This is a genomic window from Roseateles asaccharophilus (assembly GCF_004362405.1).
Lineage (GTDB): Bacteria > Pseudomonadota > Gammaproteobacteria > Burkholderiales > Burkholderiaceae_C > Kinneretia > Kinneretia asaccharophila.
Genome location: NZ_SNXE01000001.1, coordinates 416,725 through 437,115 on the forward strand (window position 1 = coordinate 416,725; position 20,391 = coordinate 437,115).

The following is a 20,391-nucleotide window of genomic DNA, read 5'->3' on the forward strand; positions in this document are numbered from 1 at the left end:
TTTCCGACGAGCGTCCGACACAATATTTTCGACCGCTCCGGCAGTAATCCGATTGCAGCATCGAGCACCAATCTCTCGTGTGGCCGAAACCCCCAACTGCCTTCCCCAGTGAGGAAGTAAAGCGAGTCCCAAAATAGCTGGAGCAAGGCTCTAACGACAAGCACAGTCGCTACCTGCCACGGTCGCACCAACCCCACCGCCAACTCCAGTTCCTTTCAGCCAGTCCGGAATGCGGTCCAAAGCACGAAGCGGAAGAGGCAAAGGATCCACGCCCGGAACATGCCTACTGGGATCGTGCCTAGCATGCGAAGCCGGTGTTCTCCAGCTTCCGTTAAGCCCCCCACGCTGATTCAAAGCCTTGTTCAATGCGCCGGACGTGTAACGGTCAACGGTTCTTCTTGCGATGCTGTGCGACCACTCAAGGCCTGTATCTCTTGTTCGTGATTTTGCACCGAGTCGTAAAAACGCTGCTTTGCTCAGTCCACCGCCTAGGGCACCCAATCCGCCAGCGAGCAAAAGGTCACCGGCGCTGGCGCAGGGATTAGTCAGGTACTCCAACCCCACACCTATTCCAAAACCAATTAGTTGGGGAATGAACTCTCCCGTCGGGTCCGTAAAGCTGAGCGGATCTCCCTCAACATAGACATAAACATTACCGCCACCCGCCAACCCAATCGGATCCTCACTGAGGAACCTCTTCAACTGCGGATCGTAAAACCGCGCCCGGTAGTAATACAGATTCCCGCTGTCCTGCTCCCGCCCCGTGTAGGCCGTGCTGCTGCTCGGTGCCTCACCGCTGTGGCTGGTTTCGCCATAGGGGCTGTAGGTCCGGATCGTGGCCCTTGAGCCGTCCGCGCGGGTCTCGCCCAGGATGCTGCCCAGGGCGTCGCTGAGCATCACCCGCTGCTGGCCCTGCGTGTAGGTAGCAATCAGCTCATCCACCGCCAGGCCCGTCAGCAGGCGGGTCGTCACGCCGCTCTTGGTCTCGGCAATGGCCTGCTCGCCGTCATAGCTGTACCAGCTCACTTCGCCGTTGAGCGTGCGACTCACGCGCCGGCCCAGGGCGTCATAGGCAAAGCCAGCGTTCAGGCCCGGCCCCGTGATGCTGGCCAGCTTGTTCAGACTGTCCCAGCCATAACGGGTGGTACCGGAGGCACCGTCGCAGGCCTTCTCGGCCAGATTGCCATTGGCGTCGTAGCTCAGCACGCAGCGTTCCTCGCGGCCAGGCTGGCCAGGGCGCAGGGTGATGCGGCTCATGCGGTCCGCAGCGTCGTACTCGGCCGTCATGGGCGTCTCGACGCCCAGGTGCTGGGCTGCGACGGTCTTGCTGCTGCGCTGGCCGCGCGCGTCGTAGCTGTAGCTCAGCTGGTCGATGCGGCTGCCGTCGGCCTTCTTGTAGTCGATGCTCAGGAGCCGGTTGGCAGCGTCATAGCCGTAGTCGGCCGTGATGCCATTGGGCAGGGTCTTCTTGCTCAGCCGCCCGGCCGCATCCCAGCTGTAGCGCGTGGCCTGGCCGGCGTAGTGGATCGCGGTGAGCCGGTTGGCCAGATCCCATTCGTAGCGCACCTCGTCCTGCTCGTCGAGCTTGCGGCTGATGCGGCGGTCCAGCCGGTCATAGGCATAGCTGAGCACCTGGCTGCGGCCCTGGAAGGTCTGCACCTCGCGCAGCAGGCGGTCCGCCGCGTCGTACTCGTAGTCGATGCGGCTGGCGCCCTGGCCGCCATTGCTCTCGATGCGGATCAGGCGCCCCGCGCCGTCATAGACCTGCTCCACGCTGCGGTCCGGCGCTTCCATGCGCAGCAGGCGACCGGCCTCGTCATAGCTGTAGCGCGTGACCTGGCCCTTGCGGTCGGTCAGCTCCGATAGGCGGTCTGCCGCGTCATAGGCATAGCGCTCCACGGCCCCCAGGGCGTCGGTGCGGCTGACCAGGCGGCCGAACTCGTCATAGCCATAGCTGGCGATGTCCTTGCCCAGCGGGTTGGTCACCTTGCTCAGCCGCGCCCCGGCGTCATAGCTCATCAGGGTCTTGCCGCCCAGCGGGTCCTCGATCTCGACGGTCTGGCCGATGCCATTGCTCTTGCTGCTGCTGGTGTAGCTCAGCGGGTCGGTGCTGCTCACCGGCCGGCCGCTGCGGTCGGTGCTGATGCGGGTGGTGTTGCCCAGCGCATCCACCAGGCGCACCAGATCGCCGGCCGCGTTGTAGCCCATGCTGCTCGTCTGGTTCAGCGCATCGGTCAGGGCGGTCAGCTGGCCGTTGGCGTTGTAGTCCATCTTGACCACATGCCCCAGCGGGTCGGTCAGGCGGTTCAGATTGCCCTTGCCGTCATAGCCCATGCGCCAGGTCTGGGCCGTGCCGTCGTCCGCGTAGCGGCTCACGCTGCTGGGCTTGTTCCACAGCGGGTCGTACTGGATGTCGGTGATGCGGCCCAGGGCGTCGATCTGGCGCACCACATTGCCCAGATCGTCGTAGACCATGCGCGTCGTGCGGCCGATAGCGTCCACCACCCGGGTGCGGCGGTTCTGCGCATCGCGTGTCCACTGGGTGCGGCCGCCGGCGCTATCGCTCATCTCCAGCACCTGGCCCTGGCTGCCGAAGCGGGCCATGCGGGTCGTGCCGTCGGGCTCGCGCACCGTGGTGGACAAGACCTGGCCCCCATGGAAGCGCCAGCCCGCCTCGTAGTTCTCCCAGCTATCCTCCACCGGGCAGCTGGCGCCGCTGCAGACCTTGCCCGGATTGCTCTGGTGCGTGATGCAGGCACCACCGACCCGGTAGCTGAAGCGGTACTCCTTGCCCTGGGCCGTGCTTTGCTTGAGCACGCGGCGGCTGGAACCGTAGACGTTCTCGGTGGGGTGCTGCAGGCCAGGGTACTGGATGCTCTTGAGCCGCTCGCCGGTTTCCGGCGGCAGCACATGGCGGCAGGCCGCATCCACCGGCATGTCCGCATCCTTGACATAGCCGTAGCGGGTTTCCCGGCCGTCGGCATCGGTCACCGTGGCCAAGCGCTTGCTGGCGGTGTAGCTGAAGCGCTCGGCCCGGCCTTCCGGATCGGTCAAGGCCTCGATGAAGCCGCTGCTGCCATAGCTGGCCGTGATGCGCCGCTGCTCCGTGCCCACGGACAGGAGCTGGCCGCGGGTGTTGCGGGCCACCGTGACCCGGGCACCGCTGGGCGACAGGGTCTCGATCAGGAATTGCGGCTGCCCGCGCACATTGCCCGGCGCGCCGGCATAGCCCTGGAAGGTCCAGCGCGTGCCGTCCTTGAAGAACAGGCGCCACAAGCCATCCACCTGCGCCACGCGCGCGCCGTCGAAGGCCGGCTCGGTGCGATTGCGCAGCGAGCCGTCCGCGTCGGGCGCGAACACATGGTGCACATTGCCGGGCATCACCAGACGCACCGTGCTGCCGGCCAGCAGCATGGCGTCATGGTCCAAGGCCCAGCCATAACCGATGGAGCCCTCGGTGCCGCCGATATTGCCAAAGGCGTCGATGGGGTTGTAGTTGCGCCCCGTCTCGATCGGCGTGTGCCCCTTGCAGCTCATGCCGCCGGTGCGGGTCAACTCCTGGCCGGTCAGCATATCCACCGGATTGCCGCCACTGGGCTTGGGACAGTCGGGCGGCGGCGGCGGCGGCTTGGGCGGGCGCTCCAGGCAGGCCAAGCCGCAGACGCCGCAAAAGCGCGTCAGACCGCCGCTGACCATCTTGGCGGTCTTGCCATCGGCGCTCACCACGGCCTGACCCGCCACCTTCCACTCGCCGGTGCCACCCATGGGGCTGCCGTCAAAGAACCAGACGTTGACGGTTTCGCCCGGCTCGGCGCCGGTGTCGTTGGGCAGGGTGATGGGGATGGGCTTGGTCGGAATGCCGCCCATGGGCGTGCCGAAGTAGAGCTGATAGGCCGCGCCCGTGGGCACCGGTGGCGAGACCACCGGCAGCTCCGAGATCTCACGCTTTTCCACCGCGATGCGGGTCTTCTTCACCCCGTCCCAGCCAATGATCTCGGCGCCGGCCGGCAGCACGATCTCCAGGCCTGGGAAGCGCGGGTCGCTGATGCGCTGCTCGGCGCCGGCGTTGTTGATGGGCTTGAAGGTCTCCACCACCGGCGGCGGCGCGATCACGAAGTCCTTGAGCAGCACGATCTGATTGGCCTGCACATCCACACTGAAGGGCCAGATGGGATAGAGCGGGTTGGCCGGTGTCGCGTCGAAGCGCAGGGTCACAGGCCCGGCAGCCAAGCCGGCCAGCTCGAAGCTGCCGGCCGCATCGGTGGTGGTGGACGGCGAGTTCTGGGCCCCGGTGTCCGCACGCACGATCACACCGGCAATCGGCTGACCTTCGGGCGTGATGAAGCGGCCGCGCACACCGGTGCTGGGCGTGGAGACGGGGTCGGGCACGGTCAGCGTGATCTTGACGCTGCGGCTGATGCTGCCCGCCGAGGAACTGCCGCTGCCACTCACCAGCAGCTCGTAGCTGCCGGGTTTGGTCTCGCCGTTGGCCTTCAGGCGCAAGGTGGCCTGGCGCTCGGCCGGCAGAAGCGCCGGATCAAAGCTGGCGCTGACGCCGGCCGGCAGACCGCTGATGCTCAGCGCCATCGCGCCGGCATAGGGCTGCGAGCCGGTGCTGACGATGGAGATCAGGCTGGCGGCTTCGCTGCCGCGCAGCAGGCGCAGCGCATTGGGCGTGGCGCCCAGACCCGCATCCTGGGCCTGGTCCACCGTGAAGACCGGGCCTGTGGCCGAACCCAGACCATTGGCCACGCGCACCGCGCCGGTACTGGCGGTGGCCGGGATGCGGATCTGCAGCTCGCTCGCGGTGGCCGACACCAGCTCCACCGGCGCGTCCCCCACCCAGGCGCGGTTGTTCGCCAACACCGGATCGAAGCCCTGACCGCTGATGCGAACCAGGGTGCCCAGCGCTCCGCGCGTCGGGCTGATGGCGGCAATGCTGAGCTGGCCCTGGCGCATCAGCAGCTGGGCGCGCGCGCTCTGGTGGCCCGGCGCCTCGGCCAGCAGCTGCAGGCTGCCCGCACCGAGGGCGCGCAGCGTGAAGCCGACCGAGGTAGCGCCGGCCGGAATCAGAACGCTGGCGGCTACCTCGGCAGTGCCCTGGCCGCTCAGGCTCAGCTGCACAGTCAGGCCGCCGGCCGGCGCGGGCTTGGCCGTGCTGAGGACGAAAGGCTGGCTGGCGCCCACGGCCAGTTCCACGGAAGACGGCGACAGCAGCAGGGCCGGCAGCTGCTTGACGCTGACCTTGGCGCGCAGCTTGAACTGGCTGCCCAGGGTAATCTCCAGCCAGGCCTGACCCAGGCTGAGCCCCTCCAGCTCGCCTCGGGCCGTCACGCGGAAGACCTTCTCGTCCTCGCTGCGCAGCTGGATCGGGCCTTCGGGCCGGTCGCTGATCTGGCCGTCGGTCATCAGCGCCTTGAGCGGATAGGCCGCCGTATTGCCCAGGCCCAGCTCAAAGTCCTGCGGCGGCCGCAACTCTTCGATCACCGGGGGCGTCACCTGCACCCGGGCGGTGGCCTGGCTGCCATTGAGACCCACGCTCAGCTGCGCCACGCCCTCGTCCAACGCGCGCAGCGGCACGCTGACCTGACTCTGCCCCGGTGCCACCGTCACGCTGGCGGGCAGCTCCAGCACATTGGCGGCGTCCACCTGCAGGCTCAGCTCGCTGGGTGCGGGACCGCTGGGCGCCACCTGCACCAAGGCCTGGCCCACCATGCCCTTGGGCAGGCTCTGCTGCGCCGGGCTCAGGCCGGTGACGCGGGGCGGGCCGGCTTCCACCAGCACGTCCAGGCTGGCCAGCACAGCACCGCCCCGACCCGCCAGGCTGAGCCTGGCCCGGCCCGGCGCCATGCCCTGCACGGCGAACTGCGCCTGGCGCTCACCGGCCGGCAAGAGCACAAAGGGCGGCACGCTCAGCACCGGCACCTGGGCCCCTGCCCCTGTGGACTGCTGGCTGTCGATGTTGAGCTTCAGTTCCTGGCCATAGGCGCGGACCGCGTCCTGGGTCAGCAGCACCGGGGCACTGGCGCCACTCATCAGACGCAGAACTGGGGGCGTGAGAGCGATGGAGGGGGCCACCGCCTCACCCACCGGGTTGCGCAGCTGCAGCTGTGCGCTGACCCGGCTGCCCGCGCCTTCAATCTCCACCGTCGCCAGACCGGGCTTCAAGGCCTTGATCGACAGCTCGCCCGCCTCCACACCCGCTGGCAGTTGCAAGGGGCTGCTCACCTGCGCCAGCTCCGCTGGCGACACCTTGACGCTCAGGTCCAGGGGCTGGTGCGTGAAGCCGCTGAGCTGCACACCCAGCTTGCCACTGGCACCGACCTCCAGCACGCTGCGATCGGGCAGCAGGGCCACGGGGCGTGCCGCGGCCTCGCTCACGCGCAGCAGGGTTTCCAGGTGATCGGCGCCCAACGAAGCCTGCACGGGGTGTGTGCCGACCTCCAGCCCGCGAACCGCGACCGTTGCGCTTTGCTGACCCGGCGCCAGCAGCACCTGCTCGGGCAGCTGCAAGGCGCCGGCCGTGCTGCTGTGAAGACCGATCCGGACCTCCTCGCGCGGTATGGCGTTCAGGCTCAAGCGAACACCCAGGGGCCCACCCACCCGGGCCTGGCCGGGTGCGGGAGCGATGGACACCAGTCGCGCCGAACCCTCAATCACGAGCACCGACACGCTCAGACGCCGGGACGGCGTCGAGATGCTCAGCTGCGCCATACCGGCACGCAGGCCCGTGAGCGGCAAGGGGACGAGGGTGGCCCCAAGCGGTACTCTCAACTGCTCGGGCGCGCTCACGACCTCGGGGGCGCTGTTCAGAATCTGATAGGTCTGCGCACGGGCGGCCGGACTGGGCAGGCGCAGCTGCAGCTGGGAGGCCGCACCCACCTCCAGTGCGAGCTCGGACACATCCAGCATCGGCACGTCACCCCGGCCCACGATCTGGGCCTGGGCATGCGGGGGCGCCAGGCTCAGCAGTGCCAGCAGGCCCAGGAGCAGACCGGCGATCCAATCACGCCAGCCCGAGCGGACATTCGGCTGCAAGGCCTCACACCACACCGGGCCCGCCATCGATAGTTTGCTGTGCTGCTGCCGCATAGAAAGATGAGTACCGCTTGTGCCGCCACGAATGTGACCGGGTCGATGAACACTGCTGCTGTGTCAAATCGCCATCGCGTGGCCGCTCGCGCCCGGCCACGGCGACGCGGAATCAGCCTCCCATGCTGGCCAGTCGCAGGGTGGCCAGGGCTTCCGGCGAGGCCTCGAACTCACGCCCGCTGGCCGTGATCAGCAAGGTGCGGGAGGCGCGGCCATCCAGGCTGGCCATCAGGGTCACCCGCTCCACCCGCTCGCCTTGGGCAAACCGCGACAGCGCCTCGCCCATGGCCACCACCACCGTGTAAGTGATGGTGGCCTGCAGGGTGCTGGCCCCGGCCGGCAGATTGATGCTGGCGCTTGCGGTAGCGGCCTGCGGTGTGCCGGCCAGGGCGGTGCTGACCACGCTGACCTCGGGGCCGTTATTGGGTGTGGCCGCCAAACGCACGGTATTGCCCACCGGAACGCCGGTGGTGGCAAAACTCACCGTGACCGGGTTGGCCGTATTGGCCGGCAGCCGCACATCGGCCACGCCGGTCGGCGGCTCCGGCACATTGACCCCGGCCACGCTGGTGATCTTCAGGGTTGGCGTGCCGGCGATGAAGACGGGGCCGGGTTGGGCGCTGCTGGCGGCCGGGTTGGTGGCCGCAGTGCGCGTGATGTTCTCGGCCTCCAGGCGGATGCGGCCGACGCCACCGGCACCGCCACGATAGCCGCAGGTATAGCTGCCAGAGCCGCCGCCCGTGGCTGCGATCTCGCCATTGCCCGCAATGGTCGTCGCGACCAATCGGATAGCGCCGCCACTGCCGCCACCACCGCCCGACGCCCGATTCATGCTGTCGCAGCCCACCGTGGCCACATCGCCGGCGCGCCCGCCGTTCGCGAGAATCTTGCCCGTGGTGTTGGTGATCGTCAGTGTCCCGGAGACCGCCATCAGCAGGGCACCGCCGCCACCGGCACCGCCAGAGCCCGCCCAGTTACGGCCACCTTGTCCGCCACCGCCGCCGGATCCTCCAACCAGCGGCAATAGCTCAGCAGCTCCGTAAACAGGCCCCACAGGCGGCTCAACACAGTAAGCGCTGCTCGTTCCACCAACAGTACCAAAGCCGCCACCGGTGCCGCCTCCGTAACCGACCGTATTCGCAAGTTCCCAGTCCAAGCCATTGCAGGTCGCTCGACCCGCCGCTATGCCGCCCCCCGGCCCCAGCCCCTTGCCACCCAGGCGCTCGATCAGGTCCACCGCCCCGGGGCGACCACCGCGACCACCGCCATAACCCCCAGGCCCGCCTTCACCCGGATTGCCATCATCGGCCAACACACCATCCCCGGCGGTGCCGGAAGCTGTCGAAGGCCTGCCACTGACATCGATCGTTCCGCTGATCACCGCGTTGCCAGCCACCAGCAGGACCACCGGCGTGTTGGTGGCGTTCTTCTTGAAGGTGACTTTCACGCCGGCCGGAATGTTGATATTGGCGTAGTTGAGGATGCCCGAGGGCGGCAGGGTGATGACCGTGTCGACCGCCGGCGCCAGATCGCCGTCGGCGCCGGTGCTGCCGCTGTTGAAGGCCTGCGCACCCTGGGCCAGGGCCACGAGCGCCAGCGTCATCACGGCGCGTCCGGTAGTGCTGAGATGATGTTGTGCTGCACCCATGGCGCGGCCTCCTTTGCTATGGAAAGAACGTAAGGTGAGTTGCGGGACTGCGGAATGGCGCGCGCTCATGGCGTGGCCTCCTTGACATAGACGGTGAAGGTGTTCGCGGGCGAGGCCAGCGCAGACGAGCCCCCGATGGGGTTGAACACCCTGATGGTGTAGGCGCCGGTGGGCGCATCGGCCCGCACGGCCACGGGAATCGTCAGCTCGCTGCCATCGGCATTGATGCTGGGCGTGTCGCCCATCACCAGGGCGCCGCCCGGCAAGGCCTCGACACGCTGTACGCGCTGCAGATGCTTGCCACGCACGCGCAGCACGATCACATCACCCTGGCGCGCGAGGATGGGCTCGATCGACACGATCTCCGGCATCTCGGCCAGCACTTCCAGCTGCAAGCGGTGGGGAGCACTCAGCACCGGAATCGGCTTGCCGGTCTCGTCCAGCACGATGAGCTCGTAGGGCTGCAGCGGCGCATCGGTCCTGGCCTGCACCGTCTGGCGCAGGCTGCTGCCGTCGGGGCTGCGCAGTGCGGCACCCTGCAACACCAGGCCGGTGGCGGGCAGCAGCTGCAGGCTCGCATCCTCCGGGAGGGCAACCCCACTCACCACCAGCTCCAGGGACTGGCCACGCTGCACGGCCGCGGGACTTAGTCCAAGGACGCCAGCCCCCAGGACCACACCGGTGGTGGCGGCACGCAGCTGCAGCTCCTGCTCGCGCGGCTGCGCCGTCTGCTCCCACTGCACGCCCACCAGGGAGCCGGTCACGAGCGTGGCGAGCGGCGGCGGCGTGCCCCCATCGGCCCCCAGCAACACGCCCACGGCTGCGGCCTGCAGATCCCTCACCTGACTGGCCACATCGCCCAGGGTCAGCTGATTGTTCGGGCCCGGCGTGGCGCTGGTGCTGCCCGCCGGCGTCTGCAGGGTGACGGTGCGCGCACCCTTGGCCGCGGCAGCGTCGATGATCAGCGACACGGTGGCCAGCTTGCCCTCGGCATCCACATTGACCGTGCCGATGGACACACCCGCGGCGGGCGACACCTGCACCGACTGCGCATTCAGGAAGTTGCGGCCACGCAGGGTCAGGGCAATCGTGCTGCCCGGCTTGGCGGTCGGCGGCTCGATGGAGTCGAGCACCGGCAGTACCGGGGTGACCAGCAGCAGCGGCTCTTCCGGCGCCGCGAAAGGCAGCGCCACGCCCGCGGCCACCAGCTTGAGACGGCGCAGGCCCAGGGGCGCATCGCTGGCCGCGGTGACCGCCACGCTGACACTGCGGCCATCGGGCGCCACACTGATTGCGCCCACCGTCAGCCCGGTCGCAGCTTCGATACCCAGTGCATCCACGCCCTGCAGGCCTTCGCCACTGAACACCAGGGTGCGGGTCTCTCCCTTGGCGATGCTGCGGGGCGCAAAGTCGCTGAGCACCGTGCCCAGGGTCACACCGACCAGCGGCGCGGCACTGAAGGTGTTCAAGCCAGCACCCGGATCCACGGGTTTTTCGAGCAGCACCCCGACCACGCCGGCGCTCAGTTGCTGCACGGACTTCCAATCGCTATCGTCCTCATAGACGGTCACGGTATTGGCCGCCGAGGCCCCCTCGTCGCTCAGGCCACTGGGGCTGCTCAGCACAATCACGCGGGGCCCGGGCACCGCGCTGGCCAGCACCTGCAGCCCCACGGTCAGGCTGCTGCCGTCCGGCGACACGCTCAGGGTGGAGCCCAGACGCAGGCCGGTGGCGCCGCGCACCTCCACACCACTCACATCCTGCAGATTGCGGCCGCGAATCACGAACTCCGCCACCGTGCTGCCCGCCTTCAGGGCTATTGGCGCCACCGAGAAAATCTGCGGCCGCGGCAGGACGATGTCGATATCGTCAGCCCCCTGAATGACCGGACGCAGGCTGACACCGCCCGCCTGCAGCACCAGGCTGCGCAGGCCGGTGGCCGCTGCAGCATCCACCGTCACGGGCAGCTCGGCCTGCTTGCGGTCTGCGCTCAGGCTCAGTGTCCCCAGGGTCAAGCCCTGGGCCGGCTCCAGGCTGGCGCTCAAGTCGGGAGGCAGTGATTCACCCAGGATGCGCAGGGTCTGTGTGGCACCCTGCGAGAGATAGCGCGGTTGAGTGTCCAGCCACAGGCTGCCCGCACTCATGTGAACACCAACCAGCGGCGCCCCCAGCAGGGTCGCAATGCCGCTGGGCGGCTGCGGTACTGTCGCCACCTCTACCCCGACCAGGGCGGCTCGGGCCGTGCTGATGCCCTCGGGGTTGATGGTGACAAAGATGGGGACCTGCAGCACGCCCAGCGTGGGGGAGCTCAGGCGCAACTCCGTGTTGCCGCCCTTGAGGCCTCGCACCGCGAAGCGTGCAGCGGTCTGCCCGGCGGCCAGGCTCAGGCTGAGCGGGCTGACCGTCGCGATGTCGTCCCGAACCACGGCCAGCGTGAACTGATGCGCCTCATCGTCGGCATGACTCAGGGTCAGATCGAAACCCGCTGCGCCAGCGCTGGGCGACACGGCAATGGGCAGGGGCGCCACCTGGGCGATGGGCAGCAGCGGCCGAATCTGCAGGCTGATGCTGGCCGTGCCGGCGGCCGAGCTCAAGCGCAAGGCACTGGCACCAAGCCGAGCCGTGGGAGACACCGCCAGATCGAAGGCGATGCTGCCGGTGCTTCGGCTGACGCGCGAGATGCCCAGCTCGGGATCGTCGGCCGTGAGTGCGGCCGTAGCCAGCTGCGTGCCGTTGAGTGTGATGCGCGTGCTGCTGCCTCGTCGAAGCGAGGCCGGGCTAATGCTAGTCGCGGTGGGCGGCTGTGCCGTGCCATCGGTACGCACGGCCAGGATATTGCCCGCGGCGTCGTACTGGTACTCGGTGAGCTTGTTGGCGGCGTCGATCACGCGGATCAAACGCCCCAGGCCGTCGTACTCGTAACGCTCGGTCGCCGCCTGCGCCGTCGGCAGGGCAAGCAGCGCCGCAGCGAGCAGGAACAGGTGGTGGAGCCGCAGAAACCGGAACAGGCCGGCGCGACACAGCGCAAGAACAGACGACAGTGCTCTGCTGGAGCCCACATCTTCCCCCTGATAGCCATCTACCGCGGCTTGCGTGCCACTTCCGTGGGCAGGCGTCCAAGGACGCTGCGACGACGGGCTGACGGGTCACGCTTGGCCGGCAGTGGAGCACGGGGGTTTGGCCGCCGTCAACGCGATGTGCGCCTGGCCTCCCTATCGTTTTCCCTTGATTTCGAGCTAATCCGGCCTATTGAGCCCTGCGTGTACTACGGTTTGGGGACAAACAGAACTGCCGTGGAAACAGCAGGGCTGGCAAGACCCGCCCCTCGCCGCACCGTACGCTACAGACAAGCACATCTGAGGAATGCTGAGCTCCGACATGAAGCAAGCACCATGGTCCGAAGGACGAGCTGGCTTAGCATCGATGCACCCCCATCCTTCGGAGGCTCGTGCCGTGATGCGCTCCATTGCCACCCGAATCGCCGGCCCCGCGCTGGCCCTGACCCTGGCCTGCGGCGGCGCCCTGGGCCAGGCCCAGAACGGCGCCACCGCGCCCGCCTATGACGCCGCCCTGGCCCAGTCCAGCGGCGCGGACGACTACGGCATGCGCCGCTATGTGCTGGTAATCCTCAAGAGCTCACCCACACCCCTGCCCAGCGGGCCGTCGCGGGACGAGATGTTCAAGGGCCATTTCGCCAATATCAAGCGACTGGCCGCGGAGGGCAAGCTGGCCCTGGCCGGTCCGCTGGACGGGGCGGAGGGCCGGCGCGGCATCTTCGTGCTGGCGGTCAGCGATCTGGAAGAGGCCAAGCGCCTGGTCGCCACGGACCCCGTGGTGGCCCAGGGCGAAATGCTGGCCGAGTACCACCGCTTCTATGGCTCGGCCGCGCTGATGCAGGTCAACGAACTGCATCCGCGCCTGGCCCGGAAGAACTTCTGAACCGCGCCGGGCGCCTCAGTGCCCGCCCGCCAGCAGGGCCGCGTTGCCGCCGGCGGCGGCGGTGTTGATGGTCAGCGTCTGCTCGGCGGCAAAGCGGTAGAGCTGGCGCGGATCGCGGGCCTCGGCGGCGGCGACCAGGGGCAGGATGGCGCCCGGGCGCTCGGCCAGCTGCTGGCGCAGGGCGCGCTGCAGCTCGGCGTCGCCCGCGCGGGCCAGCACCACGCCGGCCAGGCCGCTCGGGGCCAGCCAGCAACCCAGGCTGTCCTGGGCGCCAGCAAGGCGCAGCACGCCCAGGGGCAGCTCGGCCTGCAGGCGGCGGGCCAGGGCCTCGCCGGCGGCATCGGCCAGCAGGGCCACGCTATTGCCGGCCAGCAGGGGCGCGGCCAGGGCGGCGGCCAGATCGGCCTCGCCCGCGCCGGCGCCCAGCACCAGGAAGACGCCACGGGCATGGCGGCGCAGCTCATTGCTCTCGCCCGTGGGGCCGGGCAGGGCCAGCGGGGCCAGGTCTTGCTCGGCGGCGGCGGCCAGGGCCGCCACCAGGGCGGCGCTTTCGGCGCCCAGGCCGGCTGCCGCGCGGCGCAGGGCCGCGGCGCGCTGGGCCAGCGGGGTGGCGCTCCAGCCGGCCAGGCCCTGCTGCAGCTCGGCAAAGGCGGGCGCCACGGCCGGGGTGGTACCGCCGGTCGATGCGGCCAAGGGCGCGGCGGCGGCGGCCGCGGCCTGCACGGCGGCAAAGCGGCGCAGATAGCTGGGGCCGCCGGCCTTGGGGCCGGTGCCCGAGAGGCCTTCGCCGCCGAAGGGCTGCACGCCCACCACGGCGCCGATGATGTTGCGGTTCACATAGACATTGCCGATGCGTGCCTTCTCGGCCAGGCGCAGGGCGCGGCTGTCGATGCGGGTCTGGATGCCCAGGGTGAGGCCGTAGCCCAGGCCGTTGATGCGCTCGATCAGGCCATCGGCCTCGCCGCTCCAGCGCAGCACATGCAGCACCGGGCCGAAGATCTCCTGGCCCAGGTCCTCGACCTTGGCGATCTCGAAGGCCACGGGGCGCACCAGGCGCGGCAGCGCATCGTGCACCGGGGCTTCGGCGATCAGGCGCGCCTCGCGCTTGAGGCGGTCCACATGGCGCTGGATGTTGTCGAAAGCCTCGTCGTCGATGACCGGGCCCACATCGGTGGCCAGCTCGGCGGGATGGCCCACCCACAGCTCCTGCAGCGCGCCCTTGAGCATGGCGATCACGCCGCCGGCAATGCTCTCGTGCACGCACAGCAGGCGCAGGGCCGAGCAACGCTGGCCGGCCGAGCGGAAGGCGCTCTGCACCACCGCGTCCACCACCTGCTCGGGCAGGGCGGTGGAGTCCACCACCATGGCATTGATGCCGCCGGTTTCGGCGATCAGGGGCAGCAGGCCGTCGCCGGGCTTGGCGGCCAGGGTGCGGTTGATGATCTGGGCCACCTGGGTGGAGCCGGTGAAGCACACACCCGCGGTCTGGGCATGGGCCACCAAGCCGGCGCCCACGGTCTCGCCGGGGCCGTGCAGCAGGGCCAGGGCGTCTTGCGGCACGCCGGCCTCATGCAGCAGCTCCACCATCTTCAGCGCCACATAGGGCGTCTGCTCGGCGGGCTTGGCGGCCACGGTATTGCCCACCACCAGGGCGGCCACCACCTGGCCGGCGAAGATGGCCAGGGGGAAGTTCCAGGGGCTGATGCAGACGAAGACGCCGCGGCCTTGCAGAGGCTCCCGCTCCAGCTCGGCCTGGTCGGCGTAGTAACGCAGGAAGTCCACCGCCTCGCGCACCTCGGCGATGCAGTCGCCCGCGGTCTTGTAGGCCTCCTGGACCAGCAGGCCGCAGAACTCGGGCAGGCGCGCGTCCAGCGCATCGGCGGCGCGGCGCAGGATGGCGGCGCGCTCGGCCACGGGGCGGGCGCTCCAGGCCGGGAAGCCGGCGGCCAGGCGGGCCATGGCGGCGTCCACATCGGCGGCAAAGGCCTCGGGCACGGGCTGCACGCGGGCCGCGGCGATGGCGGCCACGATGGGCGCACGCTCGTCCGGCGCGGTGAGGTCGGCGCCGCGGCTGTTGAGCCGCTCGCCCAGGATGTGCAGCGGCAGGGGCAGGGAGCCGCTGCTCTGCACCTGGCTCAGCGGCGAGGCCAGCAGCTCGTCCACCTTGACCTCGGCATCGGCCAGCTGGTGCACAAAGGAGCTGTTGGCGCCGTTCTCCAGCAGGCGGCGCACCAGATAGGCCAGCAGGTCGCGGTGTTCGCCCACCGGGGCGTAGACGCGGCAGGGAATGCTGGAGTCCTTCAAGACCTCGCGGTACACGCCCTCGCCCATGCCGTGCAGGCGCTGCATCTCGAACTTGGCCCCCGCCGCGCGCGCCATCTGCAGGATGGCGGCGATGGTGCCGGCGTTGTGGCTGGCGAACTGCGGGTAGATCACATCGGCATGGCCGATGAGCGCCTGGGCACAGGCCAGATACGAGACATCGGTGTGCTGCTTGTGCGTGAACACCGGGTAAGCCGAGAGGCCCTGCTCCTGGGCGCGCTTGATCTCGCCGTCCCAGTAGGCGCCCTTGACCAGGCGCACCATGAACTTGAGCCCATGCTTGCGGGCGATGGCGGCCACCTCGTCCACCACCTGGCGGGCGCGGGTCTGGTAGGCCTGCACGGCCAGGCCGAAGCCGCGCCACTGCGGGTAATGCGTGGCGATGCGCGCGGCCAGGGTGTCCAGCACATCGAGCGAGAGCTCCAGGCGGTCCACCTCCTCGGCGTCGATGGTGAGGTTGATATTGGCCTGGGCCGCCAGCTCGATCAGCTGCCAGACGCGCGGCAGCAGCTCGGCGAACACGCGCTCGCGCTGCAGCACCTCGTAGCGCGAGAACAGGGCGCTGAGCTTGATGGAGATGCCGTCGGCACCCTCGGGCGACTCGGCCTTGCGGCCCGCCGCGATGGCCTTGATGGCGCCCACATAGGCCGCCTGGTAGCGCTCGGCATCGTGCTCGGTACGGGCGCCTTCGCCCAGCATGTCGTAGGAAAAGCGCAGCTGAGCCTGGGCCTTGCGCGCCGCATCGGCCTCGCCCATGGCCTCCTGGATGCTGCGGCCCAGCACGAACTGGCGGCCCAGCAGCTGGATAGCGCGCACCGTGGCGGCCACCACCGTCTGGGCGCCCAGGCGCTTGAACAGGCCGCCCTCGCTCTCGGCCTCGGGCAGGAACTTCTTGGACAGGCCGATGGCGCTGGCCGCCAGACCGGCCAACAGCTTGTGCGGGCCCTCCGAGCTGGCGTCGAAATCGGCCTTGCCCAGCTGGTCGGCCGTCAGCGCGATGGCGGTTTCCACATCCGGCACCCGCAGCAGGGCCTCGGCCAGGCGCATCAGGGCCAGGCCCTCGGCGCTGGTGATGGGGTACTCGCGCAGCAGGGATTCCATGGCCCAGAAGGGCGCCGGGTTGGCACGCACCTGCTCCACCCAGGGCGCGGCCGTGGCCAGCACCGCCGGCCAGTCCAGCCGCACGCTGGCCGCCAGGGCTTGCACCAGGGGAATCTCATCCCGGTAGGGATTGGGCAGACGGGGCGACTCCGGGGGCAGGGCAAAAGCGCTCATGGCGGACCTCTCATTAGTGACTGTCGGAACTTTATTGATCATCAATCTGAATTAAATTCAGAACATTGACGCTTCCTCAGAGAAAAATCCTGTGACCGAAGAACTCGACAAGATCGACGCCCGCATCCTGCGCGTGCTGCAGGCGGACGGTCGCATCTCCAACCTCAAACTCGCCGAGGCGGTGCACCTCTCACCCACGGCGGTGCTGGAGCGCGTCAAGCGCCTCACCCGCGAGGGCTACATCCTGGGCTACGAGGCCCGGCTCAACCCGGCCAAGCTGGGGGCCTCGATGCTGGTCTTCATCGAGATCCTGCTGGACCGCACGGTGCACGATGTGATGGACAACTTCAAGGCCGCCGTGCAAGCCCGACCCGAGATCCTGGAATGCCATCTGGTGGCCGGCGGCTTTGACTACCTGCTCAAGACCCGGGTGGCCGATATGGGCCATTACCGCGAGTTCATCGGCAGCGTGATCTGGACCCTGCCCGGCGTGCGGGAGACCCGCACCTATGCGGTGATGGAAGAGGTGAAGCACACGACGGCACTGCCGATCTGAGGCCTCCTGTCCAGGGCGGGCGGAATTTCAAGCCTCAGCGCCGCCCTCCCCCTTCGGCGGGAGCGGGTTCCCCCCTCCCCCACCGCCCCACCCTCCGTGTGATGGGAAGCCAGAGGCCGGGCGACCACACTGGATAGCACAGGGCCTGCAGCCCCTCCCCGGCCGCAGAAGCCCACCGTCCAGGAGTCCGCATCATGTTGTTCCAGTTCTGCAGCCGCCGGCACCACGCTTCGCAAGCCCCGCAAGCCGCCCCGCGTGACGGCACACGCCCGGCTGCGGCCAGCAGCATCCCGGCACAGGACCCGGCCGCGGGCTGCGGCTGGTATGAGTCCAGCTATGAGCTGAACCGCGGCCTGGAGATCAGCGAAGCCCTGGATGAGCCGGCCCTGGGGCTGTGGTTCCCGCAGGCGACGGCGCGGCTTCACTGAAGCGCAGGGCGGAGCGTGCCGCCGCCGGTGTGCGGCGGTGCAGATCGCGCCGGGTGTAGAGCTGGTCCCGCCCCGAGAGCTGGCGCGAGAGCTCCATCATCAGCTCATGGCTGCGGGAGCGCGGTGCCGCAAGCGGCAGCAGCAGCAGGCCCGCCGCCAAGCCCGCCGCCAGCCAGCGGGGCTGCAAGGCCCGCAGCTCAGACGTCCCGGTCAGGGCCCAGGCGCTGGCCAGGCCCCCCAGGGCAAAGCCGGCGGCCACCTCGGAATGCGAGTGCGCCCCCACCTCAATGCGCGACCAGGCCACCAGGGCCGCCACCATATAGCCCGCCAGCAGGGCCAGCTTGCGGCGCAGACCCCGGGGGTCGGGGCGGCCACCCGCCGCCAGGCTGACCCAGGCGAGCAGGGGCAGGCATAGCGCGGCGCACAGGGCATGGCCCGAGATGCCGGTGAAGTCCCAGCGCGCCGAGCCCAGGCCCCAGCCCATGAAGGCCAGCTTGCTGCCGGCGGTCAGGGTGGCCGCCAGGGCGGCGGCAGCGGCCCAGCGCAGCACCAGGCGCGTCTGCGCCGCCGACTTCCACAGCCACAGCGAGGCCGCCGCCGCCAGGGGCAGCAGGATCTGCATCTCACCCAGACGGGTGAGCAGCAGCCAGGCACGGGCCGCGTCGGGGTGGAACAGGGTGTCGGACAGCATGGGGGCCATGCTAGCCGCTGCGGCGGCAGGGCTTGGTGACAGCCGGCAGCCGCAGCGGGCGCTGAGCCCGCGGCGGGCTCAGGCCAGCTGCAGATGCCGGACCCGGGCGACGCGCGGCTCGGTGGGCGGCGTGGCCAGCCCAAAGTCCTCGGCCGGCATGGGGCGGCCATAGAGCCAGCCCTGGGCCCAGTCGCAGCCCTCGCGCTGGAGCCAGGCGGCTTGTTCGGCGGTTTCCACGCCCTCGGCCAGCACGTCCATGCCCAGGCTGTGCGCCAGCACGATCACGGTGCGGGCGATGGCCGAGGCATTGCTGTCGCTGCCCAGCTCGGTGACGAAGCTGCGGTCCACCTTGAGCGTCTGCACCGGCATGCGCTTGAGGTAGGACAGCGAGGAATAGCCGGTGCCGAAGTCGTCGATGGCGATGCGCACACCGCGGGCCGTGATCTGGGTCAGCAGCTCGATGGTCTGCTCGGCGTCCTCCAGCACCAGGCTTTCGGTCACCTCCAGCTCCAGGGCCTGGGGCGGGCAGCCGGTGTCGGCCAGGATGGCATCCAGGCTCTGCACGAAGTCCCCCTGGCGCAGCTGGCGCGCCGAGACATTGACGGCCACCTGCTGGGGCTTGCCGTCCAGGCCCTGCCAGCGGGCGGCCTGGGCGCAGGCCTGCTCCAGCACCCAGCGGCCAATGGGAATGATGAGCCCGGTCTCCTCCGCCAGGGGAATGAACTCCGCCGGCGAGATGGGGCCACGCGTGGGGTGGCGCCAGCGCAGCAAGGCCTCGGCGCCGATCAGCGCGCCATCGGATAGGCGCACCTGGGGCTGGTACTCCAGGCGGAACTGCGCCGCCTCATTGGCCTGGCGCATGGCGTGGGTGAGCTCGAAGCGCTGCTGCACCGCCTGGGTCAGCTCGGGACGGTAGGCCTGCACCGAGTTGCGGGCATGCACCTTGGCGCGGCACATGGCGGCCTCGGCATTGCGCAGCAGCTCGTCCACATCCTGGCCGTCGGCCGGATAGATGGCCAGACCGATGCTGGCGCCCAGATTGAAACGATGTGAGCCCACCATGATGGGCTCGTCCATGGCCTGGATCAGGCGATCACCCAGACGCATGGAGGTTTCCTCGTCCACCAGGCCGGAGAGCATGACCACGAATTCGTCCGCGCCGACCCGGGCCACCGAGTCGCTGGCCCGCACCACGCCCAGAAAGCGCGACGCCGCCTCCTTGAGCACCGCGTCGCCGGCGCCATGGCCGACGATGTCGTTCACATCGCGGAAGCCGTCCAGATCGATGTAGAGCACGGCCACCCGGGTCTGGTCACGCTGGGCATTGCCGATCTGACGACCGATGCGGTCGCGCAGCAGGGCCTTGTTGGGCAGGCCGGTCAGACGGTCGTGCAGGGACTGGTGCAGCAGCTCGGCCTCGGTGCTCTTGAGCTTGGAGATATCGCTGAGCACCAGCAGATGCTGCAGCGGGCTGGAGCTGCTGGGCTGCACCCGCACCATGGTGGCCCAGACGGGAATGGGTTCGCCGTCGCGGCGGCGCAGCATGAGCTCGCCGCACCATTTGTCCTCGGCGTCCAGGCTGGCCCAGAGCTGCTCCAGCACCTCGGGTTGCTGCTCGCCCAGGCACAGGGGCTGGGGCATCTGGCCCATCACATCACGCAGATCGTGGCCGCTGATGATGGAAAACGCCGGATTGGCATCCACGATGCGCGCCTGCTCGTCCAGCAGCAGGATGCCCTCGGCGCAATGCTCGAAGACCACGGCCGCGCGGCGCAACTCCTCCAGCGCCATCTGCAGCTCGGTCATATCGCGCGCCACGCCCAGCACGCCCAAGGCTTCGCCGTCGGCCGAGACCGGCGCCTGCTGCATGTCCAGGCACAGACGGATGCCGTCGCTGCCACGGGCCCAGGCCCGGCCGTGCTCCGGCAGGATCTGGGCGAGGTCGGCGTCGCGCTTGCCCTGAAGCTGGGCCTCGCTGAGGCCGATCAGGCGCTCGAAGGCCGGATTGCAGGCCTCGTAGACCCCGTCCTGGTCCTTGAAGAACACGCCGTCGGGAATGGCATTGAGCAGGGCCGCCAGGCGGCTGCGCTCGCGCCTGACGCGCTGCAGCTCCAGCTTGCGCAGGCGCAGACGCAGGCGCTGGCGGCGCAGGAGCACCAGGCCCAGACCCATGGCCAGCGCGCCCAGCAGGGAGGCGGCGCCCAGCCACAGCTGGGGGTTGGAGAGGTCCAGAGGACCGCTGAATGCCGCGGCCCAGCCCTCACCCCCGTGGGGGTGGGCCAGCAGCGTCCCGGGCAAGGCCAGGGCCGGCAATGCAGGCCAGCGCGGATGGCGCAGGCTTGAGATCAGGCTCATGGGCGAACACACCTTATCGGTCGCACAGCCGGGCGTTCGTGACGCCCGTGCGACCTGTTATTGCCAGATGCACCCGTTACCGCCG

At 69.4% G+C, this 20,391-nt stretch carries 9 protein-coding genes; 3 read left to right on the forward strand and 6 right to left on the reverse strand.

The annotated features are described in order from the left end of the window. Nucleotides 1-150: 150 nt before the first annotated feature. The 3 genes from DFR39_RS01885 to DFR39_RS01895 all read right to left on the reverse strand — a co-directional run bounded on the left by DFR39_RS01885 (nucleotide 151) and on the right by DFR39_RS01895 (nucleotide 11,799). The gene (locus DFR39_RS01885; protein WP_133601836.1) at nucleotides 151-7,038 is read right to left on the reverse strand and encodes an RHS repeat-associated core domain-containing protein; all 6,888 of its coding nucleotides are present in this window, start codon (nucleotides 7,036-7,038) and stop codon (nucleotides 151-153) included. 166 nt (nucleotides 7,039-7,204) lie between these two features. Then, complete coding sequence (locus DFR39_RS20340) at nucleotides 7,205-8,740, reverse strand: hypothetical protein (RefSeq protein WP_133601837.1); 1,536 nt, start codon at nucleotides 8,738-8,740, stop codon at nucleotides 7,205-7,207. Nucleotides 8,741-8,805: 65 nt separating this feature from the next. Next, entirely contained in the window at nucleotides 8,806-11,799 is a 2,994-nt protein-coding gene (locus DFR39_RS01895; RefSeq protein WP_133601838.1) for an RHS repeat domain-containing protein, read from the reverse strand. A gap of 364 nt (nucleotides 11,800-12,163) precedes the next feature. Between DFR39_RS01895 and DFR39_RS01900 the strand changes: the two genes are divergently transcribed. Beyond that, entirely contained in the window at nucleotides 12,164-12,679 is a 516-nt protein-coding gene (locus DFR39_RS01900) for a YciI family protein (protein WP_162849377.1), read from the forward strand. Between the two features lie 15 nt (nucleotides 12,680-12,694). Here DFR39_RS01900 and DFR39_RS01905 read toward each other — a convergent pair whose 3' ends face one another. After that, nucleotides 12,695-16,276 (reverse strand): L-glutamate gamma-semialdehyde dehydrogenase, encoded by a 3,582-nt coding sequence (locus DFR39_RS01905; protein WP_211343767.1) that lies wholly within the window; start codon nucleotides 16,274-16,276, stop codon nucleotides 12,695-12,697. Nucleotides 16,277-16,367: 91 nt separating this feature from the next. Between DFR39_RS01905 and DFR39_RS01910 the strand changes: the two genes are divergently transcribed. Then, complete coding sequence (locus DFR39_RS01910) at nucleotides 16,368-16,832, forward strand: Lrp/AsnC ligand binding domain-containing protein (protein ID WP_133601840.1); 465 nt, start codon at nucleotides 16,368-16,370, stop codon at nucleotides 16,830-16,832. A 194-nt stretch (nucleotides 16,833-17,026) separates the two neighbouring features. Further along, nucleotides 17,027-17,260 carry a hypothetical protein gene (locus DFR39_RS01915; RefSeq protein WP_133601841.1) on the forward strand — a complete coding sequence of 78 codons (234 nt, stop codon included), beginning with the start codon at nucleotides 17,027-17,029 and terminating at the stop codon, nucleotides 17,258-17,260. Here the strand turns inward: DFR39_RS01915 and DFR39_RS01920 are convergent. Both DFR39_RS01920 and DFR39_RS01925 read right to left on the reverse strand, forming a co-directional pair. Then, nucleotides 17,193-17,951 carry a phosphatase PAP2 family protein gene (locus DFR39_RS01920; RefSeq protein WP_133601842.1) on the reverse strand — a complete coding sequence of 253 codons (759 nt, stop codon included), beginning with the start codon at nucleotides 17,949-17,951 and terminating at the stop codon, nucleotides 17,193-17,195. The genes DFR39_RS01915 and DFR39_RS01920 overlap by 68 nt on opposite strands. 78 nt (nucleotides 17,952-18,029) lie before the next feature. After that, nucleotides 18,030-20,306 (reverse strand): sensor domain-containing protein, encoded by a 2,277-nt coding sequence (locus tag DFR39_RS01925; RefSeq protein WP_133601843.1) that lies wholly within the window; start codon nucleotides 20,304-20,306, stop codon nucleotides 18,030-18,032. Between the last annotated feature and the right edge of the window lie 85 nt (nucleotides 20,307-20,391).

Coding starts and splice junctions, on each gene's coding strand:
- DFR39_RS20340 (WP_133601837.1), bottom strand. CDS start 8,740: ATGGGTGCAGCACAACATCATCTCAGCACTACCGGACGCGCCGTGATG.
- DFR39_RS01915 (WP_133601841.1), top strand. CDS start 17,027: ATGTTGTTCCAGTTCTGCAGCCGCCGGCACCACGCTTCGCAAGCCCCG.
- DFR39_RS01900 (WP_162849377.1), top strand. CDS start 12,164: ATGCACCCCCATCCTTCGGAGGCTCGTGCCGTGATGCGCTCCATTGCC.
- DFR39_RS01920 (WP_133601842.1), bottom strand. CDS start 17,951: ATGCTGTCCGACACCCTGTTCCACCCCGACGCGGCCCGTGCCTGGCTG.
- DFR39_RS01925 (WP_133601843.1), bottom strand. CDS start 20,306: ATGAGCCTGATCTCAAGCCTGCGCCATCCGCGCTGGCCTGCATTGCCG.
- DFR39_RS01905 (WP_211343767.1), bottom strand. CDS start 16,276: ATGAGCGCTTTTGCCCTGCCCCCGGAGTCGCCCCGTCTGCCCAATCCC.